Here is a 16,621-nt window from a genome sequence, read left to right on the forward strand (position 1 = left end):
GTGCGTGAGCAGCCCGCGTCGGAGCAGCCACGCCGGTGGGCGGGGCCGGGATTCGAAACCTTCGGAAGCGTCTTCGGGTTCATTTACACCTTCCTGGCCGGGAACGTCCTGCTGGCTGCTGCCAACGCGCCGTTGGTGCTGTGCCTCGCGCTGGTGGCCGATCCAGCGGCCGCCTGGCCGTTCTTCCTGGCCCTCATGGTCACCGTGGCTCCGTCGCTCGCCGGCATCTTCGCCGCCTTCCGCTCCTTGAACGACGACGGCGGCGCGGTCAAGCCGGTTGCCGCCTTCCTTCGCGGATACCAGCGCAGTTTCCGGCAGGCCGCACCGCTCGGTGTGGGTGCGGTGGCCGTGCTGATGTTCCTCGGCGTGGACTTGGTCATCGTCCAAGCCATGCCGGCAGCAGCCGTGCTGGTGCCGCTGATCGTCGTCGCGGCGGTTGTGACGGTGAGCCTCACGGTGACGGCGATTGCCGGCGTCGTGCTTCTGCCCGAGGCGGGACTGAAAAGCATCCTCAAGGCATCCGTTTATCTGGCCGTCCAGCGCTGGTACCTGAGCGTGGCCATGCTGATCCTGCTGGGCATCATCGTCTCCGCCGCCGTCCTGCAGCCCGTTCTCGGCGTCGCGCTGGCGCCCGCACCGCTGCTGTTCGTGGTCTGGAGCAACGCTTCGTACTCATTCCACGCCGCCCTACACTCCGCCTAGTACCGCCGGGCGCAGTACGACTGTTAGGACCATCCTTGGAAACCTTTGCCATCGGCGATCGGGATTTCCTCCTGAACGACCACCCCTTCCACATCCTCTCCGGAGCCATCCACTACTTCCGGGTTCACCCGGACCTGTGGGCGGACCGCATCCGCAAGGCGCGGCTCATGGGACTCAACACCATTGAGACGTATGTGCCGTGGAATGAGCATTCGCCTACTCCTGGTGTTTTTGATACCTCTGGCGGGCTGAACCTGGGGCGTTTCCTGGAGCTGGTGGCGGCCGAGGGCATGAAGGCGATCGTCCGTCCCGGCCCGTACATCTGCGCCGAGTGGGACAATGGCGGTTTGCCGGCGTGGCTCTACACCGACCCTGGCGTCGGCGTCCGCAGCAGCGAACCCGGCTACCTTGCCGCCGTCGACTCCTATTTCGAAGCGCTTTTGCCGATAGTGGTGGAGCGGCAGATCAGCCGCGGCGGGCCGGTGGTCCTGCTGCAGATCGAGAACGAGTACGGCGCCTATGGCAAGGACAAGGTTTACCTGCAGCACCTGGTGGACCTCGTGAAGCGGGAGGGCGTGGACGTTCCGCTGTTCACCTGCGACCAGCCCTTCGGCACCATGATCGAGGACGGTTCCCTGCCCGGGCTACACAAGACCGGAACCTTTGGCTCGCGTGCTGTGGAACGCCTGGAATTCCTCCGCGAACGGCAGCCCGCCGGACCGCTCATGTGCGCGGAGTTCTGGAACGGCTGGTTCGACAACTGGGGCACACACCATCACACCACCGATGCCGCTGCCTCCGCCGCCGAACTCGATGCGCTCCTGACCGCAGGGGCTTCGGTGAACATCTACATGTTCCACGGCGGCACCAACTTCGGCTTCACCAACGGCGCCAACGACAAAGGCATCTACGAGCCGACCATCACCTCCTACGACTACGACGCACCGCTCGCCGAGGACGGCAGCCCGACCGCCAAGTACTTTGCATTCCGGGACGTCATCGCGAAGCATTTCCCTGTGCCGGATGAGGCGCCGGCAAAGCGCCAGGAGGCGCCTGCGGCGGTCATTTCCGTGGAGAAGTCCCTGCCGCTCCTGGACATTGCGCCCCTCCTCGCTTCCCCGTCCTCCGTGCCGGGTCCGGTGCCTACGACCGAGGCCACCGGGCGCTATCGCGGCTTCTATCTCTACGAGGTGGACATTGCCCGCAGCGGCGTCCTGTCCTTCGCCGAGGTCCGGGACCGTGCCCAGTTCTTTCTGGATGACGTTCCCGTGGGCGTCCTGAGCCGCGACCTCGGCGAGCGCGCCATCACGCTGCCCGGCGGCGGGCGCCTGCGGGTCCTTCTGGAGGACCTAGGCAGGGTCAATTACGGGGAGCGGATCGGCGAACCCAAGGGGTTGATCGGGCCGGCGCTGCTGAACGGCACCGAAGTGCGGGACTGGGAGATCCGGACCGTTGATATGGGCGACTTGGGGCCCTTCCGGGATGCGGCACAGGAACTGCCGGCGGCGGGTGGCGCTGAGGCAGGTATGCCGGGCCCGTCACTGTCGTTTGCCAGGTTCGAGGCCGACGGCCCCGGCGACCGGTTCCTGCGCCTCGACGGCTGGACCAAGGGTGTTGCGTTCATCAACGGGTTCAACCTTGGCAGGTACTGGAGCCGCGGCCCCCAGCGCACGCTCTACGTCCCGGGACCTTTGGTGCGCAAAGGCCCCAACGAGCTCGCCGTCCTGGAACTGCACGGAAGCGCGACGCGTGAAGTGACGTTCGCCGTCGGGCCCGACTTGGGACCGGACGAGAAGTAGAAGCGACGCTACCTGGCGACGCCCCGGAAAGCAGTCCGGCTTAGGACAGCAGGCTGCGGAGAACGTGCGCGGCGCCGTCGTCGTGGACGGACATGGTGACCTCGTCCGCGGCGGCAACCACTTCGTCGGGAGCCTGGCCCATGGCGACGCCGCGGCCGGCCCACGTGAGCATCTCGATGTCGTTGCGGCCGTCGCCGATCGCCACTGTGAGGTGCGACTCGATGCTCAGGTGCCCCCGGAGGTGTTCCAGGGCGCTGGCCTTGGTGACGCCTTCCGCGGCAATGTCCAGCCACGCGGTCCAGCCCACGGAGTACGTTACACCGGACAGGCCGATGTGCTTGATGGCCTCGTTGAACTCCTCGGAGGTGTTTTCCGAGCTGAAGACCACCACGCGCACTGCGGTGGCGTCGAGCATGGTCTGGAAATCCACGCCGATGGCTTCCACGCCGAAACTCGCGTCCTGGAAGCGCTCGGTGGAGAGGAAGTTGCCGTGCTCGTCCTCCAGCGCGTACTTGGCCATGGGGAGCCGCTTGCGGAGGGCACGGAGCGCCGGGCCGGGATCAAACGTGGCCTTGCGGATGACCTCGTAGCCGTCAGGGTGTGCCGGATCCAGCCGGAGCGTCACGCCGCCGTTGCAGCACACCGCGTAGCCGGTTTCGATGCCGATCTGCTCGATGATGGGGAGGGTGGCGTTGAGGGACCGGCCGGTGGCGATCATGACCTCGTGTCCCGCTGCGACGACAGCCTGGGCCGCTTCACGGACGGGGGCCGACATGTGGCCGTCGTGGTTGACCAGGGTGCCGTCCACGTCCAGGGCCACCATGAGCTTGGGTGAGTTGTTCTTGCCGTTGTCTCGCTGGTCATCGTTGCCAGCGACTGAGGTTTCAGTCAATGTTGTCATTCACCTAGTACAGCAGACGCCCCCGGACAGCCGCTAGGACGCACGCCACAGCCGATGTTAACTTGTGGTAAACACCCACAGTTTGTCCACATTGTGAGTGTTTGCCTGCGTGTCACCCGACGCCATGTGCGGCCGCAAAATCCCGGTCTTTCCGAACCTTGTTCGCAGTTCCTGCCCTTGAGGGTACTGATGCGCGGACTAGGGCCGGTTCCGTGGGCGCAGCCCGGCCGCCAGGAGCTTGCGCCTCAGCCGTTCAGGGTTATCCACATCCGCCCAGCTCCAGCGCACGAAGCCGTACCCCAGGCCGCGGATCCGGTCTTCGCGTAGCTTTTCGAGGTAGAGGGCCTCCTCCGGCGTGACCCCGCCGCGGATCGCGGCGTCAACATACTTGCCTTTGCCGTCGAACTCCCCCACCACACCTTGTTCCGGCCACCAGCAGTCACTCCTGCCAATGAAGCCATCATGGTCGTTGAAGACGTGCTGGAGCACGGGCTGCTCGAAGCCCAGAGACTCAAAGGCCGCACGGCTGAACGACTCGCCAACAGACTCAGCCAGCGGACTGGCGAGGCCGGCAGTCAGTTCCGCACGACGCCGGGCAGCTGCAAACGGGTGGGCGGCTATGCGGTCCGCAATGCCGGGCACGCTAAGAAGGCTGGCACCCGCGGCAAGGGCGCCCCCCGCGTGCAGTTTTCGGGCCACACCGTCAGCAACCACCAGGGCGTTGCCCAGCTGGCCGGAAGCCATGACATCCACCGCGGTCTGCATCAGCCCCGTGCACCGGAACTCACCGTGTCCCGCTGCGTCCGGGCAGGGTTGTTGCGAGCTCAACGCAGGCGGGGGTCCTGAGCGTGGGCAGGCCGATGGCAAGGGCTGCCGTTTCCCCGCAGAGCACGGCGTCTTTCACCGATCTGGCCACCGCCGCCGTCGACCATGCGAAGCGCTGCGACGGGTGGGCGCGGATCCAATCGGTGGTGCGCACGTAGTAGCCGCGGCGGATCCGCACCAGCTTTCCCGCCCTGAACTCGCGATGGATGAAATTGGTGCCGCCCTGGGTGCGCAGAACGGCGGCTGAGTCGATCAGTCCGGGCGGGATTTCCATGCCAACAGAATGACGCACCAGGCGGCAGCCAGCACCGGAAACGGTGGGCTATGTGGACCCGAGCGACGTGTGGAGGAACGGTCACGCCGCCTCCGTCCGGCAGATCCTAAGCTTGTCCGCGCATCAGGCCCGTGAGGGGCAGGAAACGCGAACAAGCTTAGGAGAACCCGAAAACTACAGGACCGGAAGCACTTCCAGGCCGCCGAGGTACTTCTGGAGCGCCCGGGGGACGTTCACCGAGCCGTCCTCGTTCTGGTGGTGCTCCAGGATGGCCACGATCCAGCGCGTCGTGGCCAGGGTGCCGTTGAGGGTGGCGACGGCGCGGGTGCCCTTGGGCGCGCCGTCCTCGTTCAGGACCCGCTCGCGGATGTTCAGGCGGCGGGCCTGGAACGTGGTGCAGTTGGACGTGGACGTCAGTTCGCGGTAGGCGCCCTGTGTGGGCACCCAGGCTTCGCAGTCGAATTTGCGGGCTGCAGAGTTGCCGAGGTCGCCGGCGGCGGTGTCGATCACCCGGTACGGGAGTTCGCACTTGGCCAGCATCTCCTCTTCCCACGCGAGCAGGCGCTCGTGCTCGGCAGCTGCCTCCTCCACCGTGGTGTAGATGAACATTTCCACCTTGTTGAACTGGTGGACGCGGATGATTCCGCGGGTGTCCTTGCCGTGCGACCCCGCCTCGCGGCGGTAGCAGGAGCTCTGGCCCGCGTAACGGATGGGGCCGGCGGAGAGGTCCAGGATCTCGTCCGCGTGGTAGCCGGCGAGGGCCACCTCCGAGGTGCCCACCAGGTACAGGTCGTCTTCGGCGAGGCGGTAGATCTCGGCGTCATGCTTGACGTCGAATCCGGTGCCCTGCATCGTTTCGGGACGGACCAGCGTGGGGGTGATCATGGGGACGAAACCTGCATCGATGGCCTGTTCCATGGCCATCTGCAGGAGAGCCATCTCCAGCCGGGCGCCGACGCCGCGGAGGAAGTAGAAGCGTGAGCCGGACACCTTGGCGCCGCGCTCCATGTCAATGGCGCCGATCAGCTCACCGATTTCCAGGTGGTCCTTCGGCTCGAAATCAGGGAATTCGCGGGGTTCGCCGACGGTCTTGACCACAACGTAGTCGTCCTCGCCGCCTTCTGGCACCCCGTCCACAATCAGGTTGGGAATGGCGCGGAGCAGTTCTTCCTGCTGGGCCTGGGCAACGTCGGCTTCGGCCGAGGCTTCCTTGACCGACGCGGCCAGGACCTTGACCTCCGCCAGCAGGGCCTGCTTTTCCTCGCCCTTGGCCTGTGCCACCTTCTTGCCGAAGACATTCTGCTCGGCGCGGAGGTTTTCGAAGCGGATCAATGCCGCGCGGCGGGCCGCGTCCGCTGAGATGATCGCATCCACCACGGACTCGTCGGCGCCGCGGGCGCGCTGGCTGGCACGGAACTTGTCCGGATTTTCGCTGAGGTCTTTTACGTCGATCACCAGACAAGAGTATCGAATCCGCCCGGGATGACGCGGTGGGCCGTTCGGAGGTCCGTGCGGGATAGTGTTGGAGCACCATGAACGATTGGCTGCTCTACCTCATCCTTGCTGCGGCCCTGGCTTTCGCGGTCTCCAGCTGGTGGGGTGTCCGGAGGCTCAAAGCGCTGCACACACGCAGTGCGGTCCAGGAGGACACGTACCATCCCGGCCTGGAGCAGCAGAAGGTGGCCGTGGTGATGAACCCGATCAAGGCCAAGTCGGCGGAGGCCCGCGCCCTCATCCAGCGCGCCTGCCTGTCGGCCGGCTGGGAAGCCCCCGTCTTTTTCGAAACAACAGCGGAAGATCCCGGATATGCGCAGGCCGACGCGGCACTGAAGAGCGGTGCCGACGTCGTCCTGGTGGGCGGCGGAGACGGCACGGTACGCGTTGTGGCCGAGAAGCTGGCCCACACCAACGTGCCGATGGGCATCATCCCGCTCGGCACCGGAAACCTGCTGGCCAGGAACATCCACCTGGACGTCAACGACGTCCACGGCAGCATCCAGACGGCGCTCTTCGGGCACCAGCGGCACATCGACACGGCGCGGATGGGCATCCGGAACTCGCGGACGGGCGCGTCGTCGGAGCATGTGTTCCTGGTGATTGCCGGCATGGGCATGGATGCCGAGGTCGTCGGGGACACCAACGACGGGCTGAAGAAGGCCGTCGGCTGGCTGGCCTACACCGAGGCCGGGGTCAGGCACCTGCCCGGGCGGCGGAAGAAGGTGTCCATCGCCCTGGACGACCAGCCGGAACAGTCCCGGAAGATCCGCAGCGTGCTGTTCGCCAACTGCGGCCTGATTCCGGGTGGCATCGACTTCATCCCGCAGGCCATGATCGACGACGGCATGCTGGACGTGGTGGTGATGAGCCCGCGCAGCGCCATCGGGTGGATTGCGATGTACACAAAGATCATGTTCAAGCACAAGAGGAACTTGCCGGTGATGAGCTATTACCGCTCCGGCAAGATCGTGATCAAGTGCGCGGAACCGGTGGCCACGCAGGTCGACGGCGATCCCTCAGGCGAGGCCACGGACGTTACCGTCCAGGTGGCGCCGGGATCACTGTTGGTGCGGGTTACGGAAAGCAAGGGCGGCGAACCGTCCGCAGGGGAAGCTTCCACCCCGCAGTAGGCCTCCGGACGGACGCTTCCTGCGGGGACGCCGGAATCAGGCGCTGGCCTTCTTCTCCTCCGCCTCGGCTGCGGCCTTTGCCGCCGCACGGGCTTCGGACTGTTCACGGATCATGGCTTGCTCCTCTTCGAAGCGCAGGCGATCCGCCCTGTCTGCATCGTCGCCGTCCCAGTCCTGGTTGTCGGCAGTCGGCTTGGGATTGACAATCATTCCCTGGCCGTCATTGTCGCTGCTGGTTCCTGACATGACCCGCTCCTTCCGGTAGAGGTCTTCCCCAATGGATCAGGCAAGCATACGCACTGCTGTGCGGGCGGGGAAGTACCCCAAGGGGCATTTGCCTAAGCTGTGGGCGAACCTTGCGGGGCATGGACGGGAGCGATCGATGCTCCTCGGAGAATCCCTGCCACCCATTCATGTGCCGCCTGGAATGCTTGGTCGGAGGTGTGCGGTTCCACCTCCGGACTCTGCTCGTCGGCCCGCGGATAGGAGCCGAGGAATCGAGTGGCCGGGCTGATCCGGTGCAAGCCGGCCAAAGCATCGGCAACACGGGCGTCCTCCACGTGGCCGTCGGCGTCGATGCTGAAGAAATAGTGGCCGAGGTACTGGCCGGTGGGCCGTGACTCGATGCGGCTAAGGTTCACGCCGCGGGTGGCGAACTGGTCCAGGATCTCCATCAGCGCACCGGGCCGGTCCTCCGGCAGGGGCACAACCACCGTGGTCTTGTCAGCTCCGGTGCGGTGTGGCAGCGCCCCGGGCCGGCTGACCAGGACAAAGCGCGTCACTGCCCCGGGGTTGTCGCCGATGTTCTCAGCGAGCACCTGCAGCCCGGGCTGCTCGGTGGCCACGATCGGGGCGCAGATGGCGGCGTCGTAGTGGACCCCCTCCTCGTCCAGCAGCCCCATGGCCCCCGCCGCTGTGGAGGAAGCGGGAATGTATTCCACATTTGGCATATTCGCTTCGACCCAGAGCCTGCACTGGGCCCAGGCGTGTCCGTGGGTGGAGATCCGGCGGATGTCCCGGATTTCCACCCCCGGGCGGGCCACCAGGACAAAGCTGATGGGAACCAGAGCCTCGCGGACAATCCTCAGTTCCTGGCCGGACGCGATGGCATCCAGGGTTGCCGTGACACCGCCCTCCACGGAATTCTCGATGGGCACCATGGCGGCATCGGCTGACCCGTCACGTACCTTGTCCAGCGCGGTGTTCACATTGGAGGAGGGGATGCGGACGGCCTCGACGGCGCCCGGCACCTGCATCAGCGCCGCCTCAGTGAACGTCCCCTCCGGGCCGAGGAAGGTGTAGGTGACGGGCGACGCGGGCATGGACTGTCCTTCTCGATAATCTAAGCGCCGCCCGGCGGGCGGCCCGGCGGCTACTGCGGGTGCCGCAGGTACTGGCAGGAGCGCTAGAGGATGACCGGCTTGAGTCCGTTGTCCGACACAAGCGGCAGGCCCGATTCGAGCCATTGGTCCATTCCGCCGGCCACGTTGATGGCGGTATAGCCCTGTCCCACGAGCCACTTGGCCGCACGGAAGGAGCGGCCGCCCGTGCGGCAAATAACGTACAGGTCCTCGTCCGGATCCAGTTCGCCGAGCCGGCCCGGCAGCTGGTCCAGCGGTATGTGCAGGGCACCTTCCGCGTGCCCGGCCGACCATTCGTAGTCCTCCCGCACATCAAGGATCTTGGCGTCGGCGGGAACGTCGGTCACGGTCACGGTTTCGAAGTCGCTCATGGAAATCCTCTCCGGAAAATGAAGGTCTGCCTCCAGCGTAGCCGCCGCTGGAGGCAGGCACCCCGAATCCGGAGCACGTTACGCTTCAAGGTGACCGCAAAGGAGGGAATCGCCGATGACAGCCCCACAGCCAACCATCCTGGCAACGTCCGGCGGATATAAGGCCGGCCAGCGTTCACGCCTGGAGTTCGACGCCCTGCTGCACCACGCCGTCGAACTTTCCGGCGTCACGGGACGCGCGCCGCGCGTGACGCATATCGGCACTGCCGCCGGCGACCAGCGCTGGTTCAATGCCGAGCTGGACCAGGCCGCGAAAATCGCCGGCTTCGATTTCAGCCACCTCAACCTGTTCACGATGCCCAGCATCGACGATCCTGAAGCGCACCTCATGGAGCAGGACGTGGTGTGGGTCAACGGCGGGTCGGTGGTGAACCTGCTGGCCATCTGGCGCGCACACGGCCTCGACGAAATCCTGCGGCGCGTGTGGGAGGCCGGAGTGGTCCTCGCAGGCGTCTCGGCCGGGTCCATCTGCTGGTACCAGGGCGGCACCACGGATTCGTTCGGCCCGCAGCTGCGCCCCGTGACCAACGCGCTGGGCTTCCTGCCGTACGCCAACGGCGTCCACTACGACTCCGAGGACCAGCGCCGCCCGCTGGTGCACCGGCTGGTGGCCGAGGGCACCCTCGGCGAAACGCACTGCACGGACGACGGCGCGGGGCTGGTTTACTTCGGCACGGACCTCGTGGACGCAGTCACCGAAGTGCACGGCAAGGCGGCGTACCGCGTCACCCGCCAGGCCGACGGCGGGGCACCCGCCGCCGCCGAAGAGCGGCTGGAGGCCCGTTTCCTTGGCTGACATCCACGAGCTGTCCGCGGTGGGACTCCGCGACGCGCTGCGCTCGGGCGATCGGTCCGCCCGCGAAGTGACGGAGCATTTCCTGGCCCGGATAGCGGCGCGGAATCCGGGCCTCGGCGCCTTCATCACGGTGACCGGAGAGCAGGCACTGGACGATGCCGCCCGCGCCGACGCGCTCTACGCCCACGCCCTCCACGCAGAGGCGCCCGGGCAGCTTCCGCTGCTGCACGGAATGCCGGTGGCCTTCAAGGACCTGACGGATGTGGCGGGCGTGGTGACCACGCACGGCAGCGCTGCCCTGGACCACAAGCCCGCTCCCGCGGACAGTGCACTCGCGGCGGCCCTGAAGGGTGCCGGTGCCATCTCGCTGGGCAAGACCCAGGTTCCGGAGTTCGGCCTGACGGCCTACAGCGAAAACCTGATCGCGCCGCCGTCGCGTAATCCATATGCGCTGAGCCGCAGCTCGGGCGGATCATCGGGCGGCAGCGCCGCCGCGGTGGCCGCCGGCCTTGTGCCGTTTGCTCCGGGGTCCGACGGCGGCGGTTCCGTCAGAATTCCGGCGGCCGCCTGCGGACTGGTGGGCCTGAAACCCGGGCGGGGGCTCGTCCCGGCCGGCGAAAGCACCGGCGACCCGGCACGGCTCGTCGTGGCCGGACCACTGGCCCGCTCAGCCGGAGATGCCGCCCTGATGCTGGACGCCATGGTGCCGGAAGGCAACGGCCGGTACCTCGAGTCCCTGGCCCGGGCTCCGGGCCGGCTCCGGATCGGCGTCAGCCTGGACAGCCCCTGGCAGGCCATATTCCCGTTTACGCCGGACCCGGAAGCAATGGACGCCCTCAAGGAGGGCATCCGGCTGCTCGAAGCAGCGGGCCATTCCACGGCCGAAGCCGCCGTCGGGTACGACAACCGCTACCCGGACGCGTTCACCACGGCGTGGACAGCCGGCGTCGGAAGTGCCAGGATTGCACCGCAGCGCGAAGCGTTGCTGACCCCGCTCACACGCACCTTCCGCCGGCGCGCCCAGCAGCGGAGTGCGTCAAAACTGAATGAGGCGCTGGGCTTCCTGCGGCAGTTTGAACGGGACACCGTGTCCCAGTACTCCCGGTGGGACCTCATGCTGATGCCAGCCCTGGCCCAGACGCCCCGGCCCGTCGGCTGGTTCACGGGCGCCTCCCACGGCGACGGTTACTGGCCGGCCTCGGAATGGGCCGGCGACGCCGACGGCGACTACCGGAAACAATGCGAATACGCGCCGTGGTCCAGCATGGTGAATGTGTGCGGGCTGCCCGCCATCAGCATTCCCGTGCACTGGACCGGCGGCTCAGCCGGGGCCGGCCTGCCCATGGGCATCCAGCTGGTGGGGCCCACGGGATCCGAGGAACTGCTGCTGCAGGTCGCGGCGCAGATCGGGTTCTAGACGGGGCGTCCACCCAGCGTGTCCGCCTTGCTTCCTCTCGCCGCGAATGTGACAATCCCGCGCTCCGGTGTCACCCTTAAGTAAATGAGCACAACTCATTTATCCGATCGTCCCGCTACAACGCCGGCCGATACGTCATTTTTTGGCCACCCAAAGATGCTGGCCAGCCTCTTCTCCGTAGAGATGTGGGAGCGCTTCTCCTTCTACGGCATGCAGGGCATCCTCCTCTACTACATGTACTTCACGGCCGCGCAGGGCGGGCTCGAAATTGAGCAGGGCCTGGCTGCCAGCCTGGTCGGAGCCTACGGCGGCGGAGTCTACCTCTCCACCATTCTGGGCGCCTGGCTGGCCGACCGGCTCTTCGGCTCGGAACGGGTCCTGTTCGGCTCGGCCGTCCTGATCATGGCCGGCCACATCGCACTGGCCTTGGTGCCCGGAATTCCGGGCCTCATCGCCGGGCTGGTGCTGGTGGGCGTCGGCTCCGGCGGCCTGAAAGCCAACGCCACCGCGCTGGTGGGCACCCTGTACGGGGAGAAGGACGAACGCCGCGATGCCGGCTTCTCCATCTTCTACATGGGAATCAACGCCGGAGCACTGATCGGCCCGCTGGTCACCGGCTGGCTGCAGGAAAGCCAGGGGTTCCACTGGGGCTTCGGCGCTGCCGCCGTCGGCATGGCCCTGGGCCTGGGCATCTACGCCATGGGACGCGGGAAGCTCCCCGACGAAGCCCATCACGTACCCAACCCGCTGCCGGCCGCCCAGCGCACCAGGTACGGCCTGATCTTCCTGGGCATCGCCGTCGTGGTGGCTGTTCTCCTGGCCACCGGCACCGTGAACGCCGAAAACCTGGCCATGTCCATGGCCTACGCGGCGATCGGCGCCTCCGTGCTCTACTTCGCCCTGATCTTCCGCAGCAACAAGGTCACCGGCACCGAACGCAAGCGGGTGGTGGCCTTCATCCCCCTGTACATCGCCTCAGCGGCGTTCTGGGCCCTCTTCCAGCAGCAGTTCACGTTCATTGCCGTCTACTCGGAAGAGAAGCTGGACCGGAACCTGTTCGGCTGGGAAATGCCGGCCGCCTGGGTGCAGTCCATCAACCCGGTGTTCATCATCATTTTCGCCGGCGTCATGGCGGCACTGTGGACCCGCCTCGGCCAGAAGCAGCCCGGCTCGGCCGTGAAATTCTCCATCGGCCTGTTCGTGATGGGGCTGGCCTTCCTGGCCTTCATCCCCCTCGCCGGCGACGGGAAAACGCCCCTGCTGGCCCTGGTGGGGATCCTGTTCCTGTTCACCCTGGCGGAGCTCTTCCTCTCCCCCATCGGCCTGTCCGTGACCACCAAGCTGGCGCCCCAGGCCTTCCACACCCAGATGGTGGCCTTGTTCTTCCTGTCGGTCTCGCTGGGCACCACCCTGGCCGGCATCCTGTCCGGGCTGTACAACCCGGCCGACGAACTGCCGTATTTCATCGGCATCGGCGGCACGGCCATGGTGCTGGCCGTCGGCCTTGCGGCTGCGTCGCCGGCCATCAAGAAGCTCATGGGCGGCGTCCGCTGACCCGACGTCACCGACAGCGTGGTGCGGGTGGGCGGAACCATCCGCCGCCCGCACCAGCCGCAGCGTTTCGCCGTGGCGGAGTACCTGGACTGGCTGGTGCGCGCCGGTTTCGAAGCGGTTCTAGTAGCCGTACCCCGCGTTGGCCGCGGCGAAAATCGCTGCCACGGCGAACGTGAGCACAATCGCGGTCAGGGCCAGGCCGAGGTAGCCAAGGATCAGGCCGGCGATGGCAAGTCCCCGCCCGGCAGGTTCCTTGAGCAGGGCCAGGTGGCCCAGGACCACGGCCGCAATCTGCGGCAGGATGAAGAGGCCCAGGCCAAGGAAGACGGCGATGCCGCAGCACAGGCTGGCGATGCTCAGGCCCTTGGGCTCGGGCGGCATGCCGTAATAGGACGGCTGCCCGTAGGCAGCGCCGTAGGGTCCGGCCGGCTGTGACCCTTGCGGTGGAATGTACGACGGCGGCTGGTAGCCCTGTGGCGTCCCCTCGTCGCCGGGGGCAGGCTGGTTCGACATGGGAATTCCCCTTATTGAAAGGCTAGAACCAGCCTACCAACGCACCGCCCGGAGGTGCGCGGCCGTGATACACCCGTGATACGCCAGCGGGCAGGACCTACAGGTTCCAGAGCGGCGTCGAAAGTGCGAACACCACGATCCCCAGGACCAGCAGGCTCCATAATCCGGCCACCAGCCAGCCTCTGTTGGGCTGGCTTCCCAGGGACCGGCTTCCCAAGTGCGGTGGACCAGCCACGGACCGGTATCCGGTGCGGGCCGGGACCGGCGACGGATAAGCGCCGCCCTGAAACGGGCGAGCCGGGGGATGGCGGCCCGCGCTCCCGCGGACATCCGAGGCTGCGGGCGACTGGGGCTGCGTCAGTTGCTGTCCCAGGTGGGAGTAGATTCCAATCACCGACTGCGGATCCAGCACTGCCGGGAGGGCCGCCACCCGTGCAACCACCCGGTTGACGCCCAGCACTTCGACCCCGGACCCCGTCACCTCCGCGAGGTCGGGCTGGCCGGTCAGGCAGATGATCGAGCGGACCAGGTGCCGGTGCGGCGCGTCGACCAGGGCGGCCACGGCGGCCGCCTGCCCCAGGGAGCCGTCCACGGCGGGGTTCCGTGAGTAGCCGTTCTGCCTCAGGACGCCTGCCCGGACCTCAACGGCGCCTGACCAGTTCTTGGCATCCACCACCACTATTCCGCCCGGGCCCACCAGAACATGGTCGAGATTGGCCAGGGGCCGTCCGGGCCAGTGCACGTCGTGCAGCAGGAACCAGCCGTGCGGGGTCAGCTGGCCCAGCAGGCTGGCAGTGCGGCGCTCTCCGTCCGCACCGGAACCCCACGGTTCCTCGGCGCGTTCGGCATGCTCCAGCTGGCGTTTGAGCCGTGCAATCCGTTCGGCAGCCAGCCGGGCCTGTTCCGACGCTTCGTCGCCTGCCGCCATTGGCTGTCCTCCTTTGAATTGCCGCACCCTGGATCATCCGGACCTGGACCAATCCGACGTGGATTCGCCGCCACGCTGACGGCGGCGGAGGGCCCGCCGTCGTAATTTGTTTAGAAATTAGCAGCCGCGGGACGGCCGGTATATAGGTACTTTTGGCGCCACTACTCGCTTTTCCGCAGCCAATTACTGCCCCTCAATAAATGCAAAGGGGAATGAATTGGTAAATGCCGGATGAAATTCGACGTCACAGGGGCCGGATTCCGGACATACCGTGTTGCGTCCCGCCGTCGTCTGGCATGCTGGTGCCATGGCTAGCCGCGCGGGCACAGTTGCCCAACCCCAAGACCTTGTTGACCTCACTGCGCTCCTGGATGCGTACTACGATGTTTCCCCCGACCTGAGCGACCCGGGCCAGCGCGTTGCGTTCGGCACCTCCGGGCACCGGGGATCCAGCCTGAAGGCGTCGTTCAATGAACCCCACATTGTGGCCATCACCCAGGCAATCGTGGAATACCGTGCCGGGCAGGGCATCACCGGACCGCTGTATATGGCAAAGGACACCCACGCCCTCAGCGAACCGGCGCAGAACTCCGCGCTTGAAGTGCTGGCCGCCAACGGCGTGAACGTGCTGATTGACGCCCGCCATGGCTACACGCCCACCCCGGCGCTGAGCCACGCCATCCTCACGCACAACCGGAACGCCCCCGCCGGCGCACCGCAGGCCGACGGCATCGTGGTCACGCCCAGCCACAACCCGCCCGGTGACGGCGGCTTCAAATACAACCCGCCGCACGGCGGCCCCGCAGACACGGACGCCACCGGCTGGATCGCCAACCGCGCCAACGAACTCCTGGAAAACGGACTCCGCGGCGTCAAGCGCATCCCGGTGGCGGACGCACTGGCCGCCGAGACGACCGGCAAGTTCGACTTCCTCAGCAGCTACGTGGACGACCTCCCGTCCGTGCTGGACCTGAACGCCATCCGCGAGTCCGGGGTCCGGATCGGCGCCGACCCGATGGGCGGCGCCTCGGTGGACTACTGGGGCGAGATCGGCGAGCGCCACCACCTGAACCTCACCGTGGTGAACCCCACCGTGGACCCGCAGTGGGCCTTCATGACCCTGGACTGGGACGAGAAGATCCGGATGGACTGCTCCTCCCCGTCGGCCATGGCCTCGCTGATCAACCGCATGTCCAGCGGCGCAAACTTTGACGTGGCCACCGGCAATGACGCCGACGCCGACCGCCACGGCATCGTCACGCCGGACGGCGGGCTGATGAACCCGAACCACTACCTCGCCGTGGCCATCGACTACCTGTACCGGCACCGCACCGGCTGGAACCCGGAGTCCGTGATCGGCAAGACCCTGGTCTCCTCGTCCATCATCGACCGCGTGGCCGAAAGCCTGGGGCGCAAGCTCGTCGAGGTGCCGGTGGGCTTCAAATGGTTCGTTCCCGGGCTGCTGTCCGGCGAGGGCGCGTTCGGCGGCGAGGAATCCGCCGGCGCTTCGTTCAACAAGATGGACGGCAGCGTGTGGACCACCGATAAGGACGGCATCCTGCTGGCGCTGCTGGCTTCGGAAATCACCGCCGTCACGGGCAAGTCGCCGTCGCAGCTGTACAAGGGCCTGACCGACCAGTTCGGCGATCCGGTCTACGCCCGGATCGACGCCGCCGCCACGCGCGAGCAGAAAGCCGCGCTCGGCAAGCTGTCGCCGTCGGATGTCACCGCCACGGAGCTCGCCGGCGAAACGATCACGGCCAAGCTCACCGAGGCTCCCGGCAACGGCGCCTCGATCGGCGGCCTGAAGGTGGTCACCGAGAACGCGTGGTTCGCCGCCCGCCCGTCCGGCACCGAGGACGTCTACAAGATCTACGCCGAGTCGTTCAAGGGCGCCGACCACCTCAAGCAGGTCCAGGCCGAAGCCAAGGCACTGGTTGACGGGGTTATTTCGTAAGTTCCCACAAGTGGAGGATGCGCCGGACGGAATGGTTTCCGTCCGGCGCCATGTCCACCAGGGCCACGCGGTCCAGTACGACGGCGTCTCCCGGGCGGGTGCGCTTGTCACCATGGTGCGACACATGGGGACGATAGTTGGCCAGGGTGTGGTCCGGCGTGGGCACCCGGCCGGGCAGCGCCGCCACGACCTCCACAAGTGACTCGTGAAGTTCCTGCAGGGGCCGGCTGGGCTCAACGAGACTGACCGGGATGGACTCCCGCCGGCCGAAGCCGGCGTCTGCGCCGATGGTCAGCCGGGCGCCAAGGGCCGCCCGCACGGGCAGGTCGATGAGTCCGGCGATCCGTTCGGTGGGGTCGGCGCCCGAGGTCGGGTCGACGTCGAACTTCACCAGGGTGATATGCAGGGGCCAGTCGTCGCGGGGAAAAACGAGCCCGTCGGTGACGGGCTCGGTGAAAGCCACCAGAATCAGGTTCCGCATAGGGCCAGTGTGCCACTGCGCAGGCCGGCTGTGCCCGTCCGCGAGCGCGGACGGG

General features: G+C 66.9%; 17 protein-coding genes. 7 read left to right on the top strand and 10 right to left on the bottom strand.

Going from position 1 to position 16,621, the window contains the following annotated elements:
* Together AC6JAC_RS21465 and AC6JAC_RS21470 are read left to right on the top strand one after the other, a co-directional pair.
* Nucleotides 1–702 carry a hypothetical protein gene (locus AC6JAC_RS21465; RefSeq protein WP_497966577.1) on the top strand — a complete coding sequence of 234 codons (702 nt, stop codon included), beginning with the start codon at nt 1–3 and terminating at the stop codon, nt 700–702.
* Nucleotides 703–737: 35 nt separating this feature from the next.
* The gene (locus AC6JAC_RS21470) at nt 738–2,501 is read left to right on the top strand and encodes a glycoside hydrolase family 35 protein (RefSeq protein ID WP_497966579.1); all 1,764 of its coding nucleotides are present in this window, start codon (nt 738–740) and stop codon (nt 2,499–2,501) included.
* Between the two features lie 40 nt (nt 2,502–2,541).
* On the opposite strand, the gene AC6JAC_RS21475 is transcribed toward AC6JAC_RS21470, so the two are convergent.
* From AC6JAC_RS21475 to serS, 4 genes are all read right to left on the bottom strand, one after another.
* A complete protein-coding gene (locus AC6JAC_RS21475) occupies nt 2,542–3,402 on the bottom strand; it encodes an HAD family hydrolase (RefSeq protein ID WP_497966581.1) in 861 nt (286 codons plus the stop codon).
* 198 nt (nt 3,403–3,600) lie between these two features.
* Nucleotides 3,601–4,146: a hypothetical protein gene (locus AC6JAC_RS21480; protein WP_497966583.1), complete on the bottom strand. Its 546-nt coding sequence runs from the start codon at nt 4,144–4,146 to the stop codon at nt 3,601–3,603.
* Nucleotides 4,147–4,186: 40 nt separating this feature from the next.
* Nucleotides 4,187–4,501, bottom strand: coding sequence for a hypothetical protein (locus AC6JAC_RS21485; RefSeq protein ID WP_043438041.1), 315 nt, complete (start codon nt 4,499–4,501; stop codon nt 4,187–4,189).
* 174 nt (nt 4,502–4,675) lie between these two features.
* Nucleotides 4,676–5,956, bottom strand: a complete 1,281-nt coding sequence (serS, locus tag AC6JAC_RS21490; protein WP_347893996.1) for a serine--tRNA ligase — start codon at nt 5,954–5,956, stop codon at nt 4,676–4,678.
* Nucleotides 5,957–6,033: 77 nt separating this feature from the next.
* Between serS and AC6JAC_RS21495 the strand changes: the two genes are divergently transcribed.
* Nucleotides 6,034–7,128, top strand: coding sequence for a diacylglycerol/lipid kinase family protein (locus AC6JAC_RS21495; RefSeq protein WP_497966586.1), 1,095 nt, complete (start codon nt 6,034–6,036; stop codon nt 7,126–7,128).
* Between the two features lie 36 nt (nt 7,129–7,164).
* Here the strand turns inward: AC6JAC_RS21495 and AC6JAC_RS21500 are convergent, their stop codons facing one another.
* The 3 genes from AC6JAC_RS21500 to AC6JAC_RS21510 all read right to left on the bottom strand — a co-directional run bounded on the left by AC6JAC_RS21500 (nt 7,165) and on the right by AC6JAC_RS21510 (nt 8,860).
* Complete coding sequence (locus AC6JAC_RS21500; RefSeq protein WP_028270298.1) at nt 7,165–7,374, bottom strand: hypothetical protein; 210 nt, start codon at nt 7,372–7,374, stop codon at nt 7,165–7,167.
* Between the two features lie 92 nt (nt 7,375–7,466).
* On the bottom strand, nt 7,467–8,450 hold the full coding sequence (pheA, locus tag AC6JAC_RS21505) for a prephenate dehydratase (protein ID WP_028270297.1): 984 nt from the start codon (nt 8,448–8,450) through the stop codon (nt 7,467–7,469).
* A gap of 83 nt (nt 8,451–8,533) precedes the next feature.
* Complete coding sequence (locus tag AC6JAC_RS21510) at nt 8,534–8,860, bottom strand: rhodanese-like domain-containing protein (protein ID WP_028270296.1); 327 nt, start codon at nt 8,858–8,860, stop codon at nt 8,534–8,536.
* 115 nt (nt 8,861–8,975) lie between these two features.
* On the opposite strand from AC6JAC_RS21510, the gene AC6JAC_RS21515 reads away from it, so the two are divergent.
* The 3 genes from AC6JAC_RS21515 (at nt 8,976) to AC6JAC_RS21525 (ending at nt 12,687) form a co-directional block, all read left to right on the top strand.
* A complete protein-coding gene (locus tag AC6JAC_RS21515; RefSeq protein WP_497966589.1) occupies nt 8,976–9,716 on the top strand; it encodes a Type 1 glutamine amidotransferase-like domain-containing protein in 741 nt (246 codons plus the stop codon).
* A complete protein-coding gene (locus AC6JAC_RS21520) occupies nt 9,709–11,133 on the top strand; it encodes an amidase (RefSeq protein WP_497966591.1) in 1,425 nt (474 codons plus the stop codon). Before AC6JAC_RS21515 ends, AC6JAC_RS21520 begins: the two co-directional genes overlap by 8 nt.
* Before the next feature lie 84 nt (nt 11,134–11,217).
* Nucleotides 11,218–12,687, top strand: a complete 1,470-nt coding sequence (locus AC6JAC_RS21525; RefSeq protein WP_497966593.1) for a peptide MFS transporter — start codon at nt 11,218–11,220, stop codon at nt 12,685–12,687.
* A 120-nt stretch (nt 12,688–12,807) separates the two neighbouring features.
* Here AC6JAC_RS21525 and AC6JAC_RS21530 read toward each other — a convergent pair whose 3' ends face one another.
* Both AC6JAC_RS21530 and AC6JAC_RS21535 read right to left on the bottom strand, forming a co-directional pair.
* The gene (locus tag AC6JAC_RS21530; RefSeq protein WP_347893985.1) at nt 12,808–13,200 is read right to left on the bottom strand and encodes a DUF4190 domain-containing protein; all 393 of its coding nucleotides are present in this window, start codon (nt 13,198–13,200) and stop codon (nt 12,808–12,810) included.
* Nucleotides 13,201–13,297: 97 nt separating this feature from the next.
* Entirely contained in the window at nt 13,298–14,128 is an 831-nt protein-coding gene (locus AC6JAC_RS21535; RefSeq protein ID WP_028270291.1) for a nuclease-related domain-containing protein, read from the bottom strand.
* A gap of 307 nt (nt 14,129–14,435) precedes the next feature.
* On the opposite strand from AC6JAC_RS21535, the gene pgm reads away from it, so the two are divergent.
* Nucleotides 14,436–16,085, top strand: coding sequence for a phosphoglucomutase (alpha-D-glucose-1,6-bisphosphate-dependent) (gene pgm, locus AC6JAC_RS21540; RefSeq protein ID WP_028270290.1), 1,650 nt, complete (start codon nt 14,436–14,438; stop codon nt 16,083–16,085).
* Here pgm and AC6JAC_RS21545 read toward each other — a convergent pair.
* A complete protein-coding gene (locus AC6JAC_RS21545) occupies nt 16,075–16,566 on the bottom strand; it encodes a 2'-5' RNA ligase family protein (protein ID WP_028270289.1) in 492 nt (163 codons plus the stop codon). The two genes, pgm and AC6JAC_RS21545, sit on opposite strands and share 11 nt — an antisense overlap.
* Between the last annotated feature and the right edge of the window lie 55 nt (nt 16,567–16,621).

It is taken from the genome of Arthrobacter sp. KUASC02, assembly GCF_059739395.1.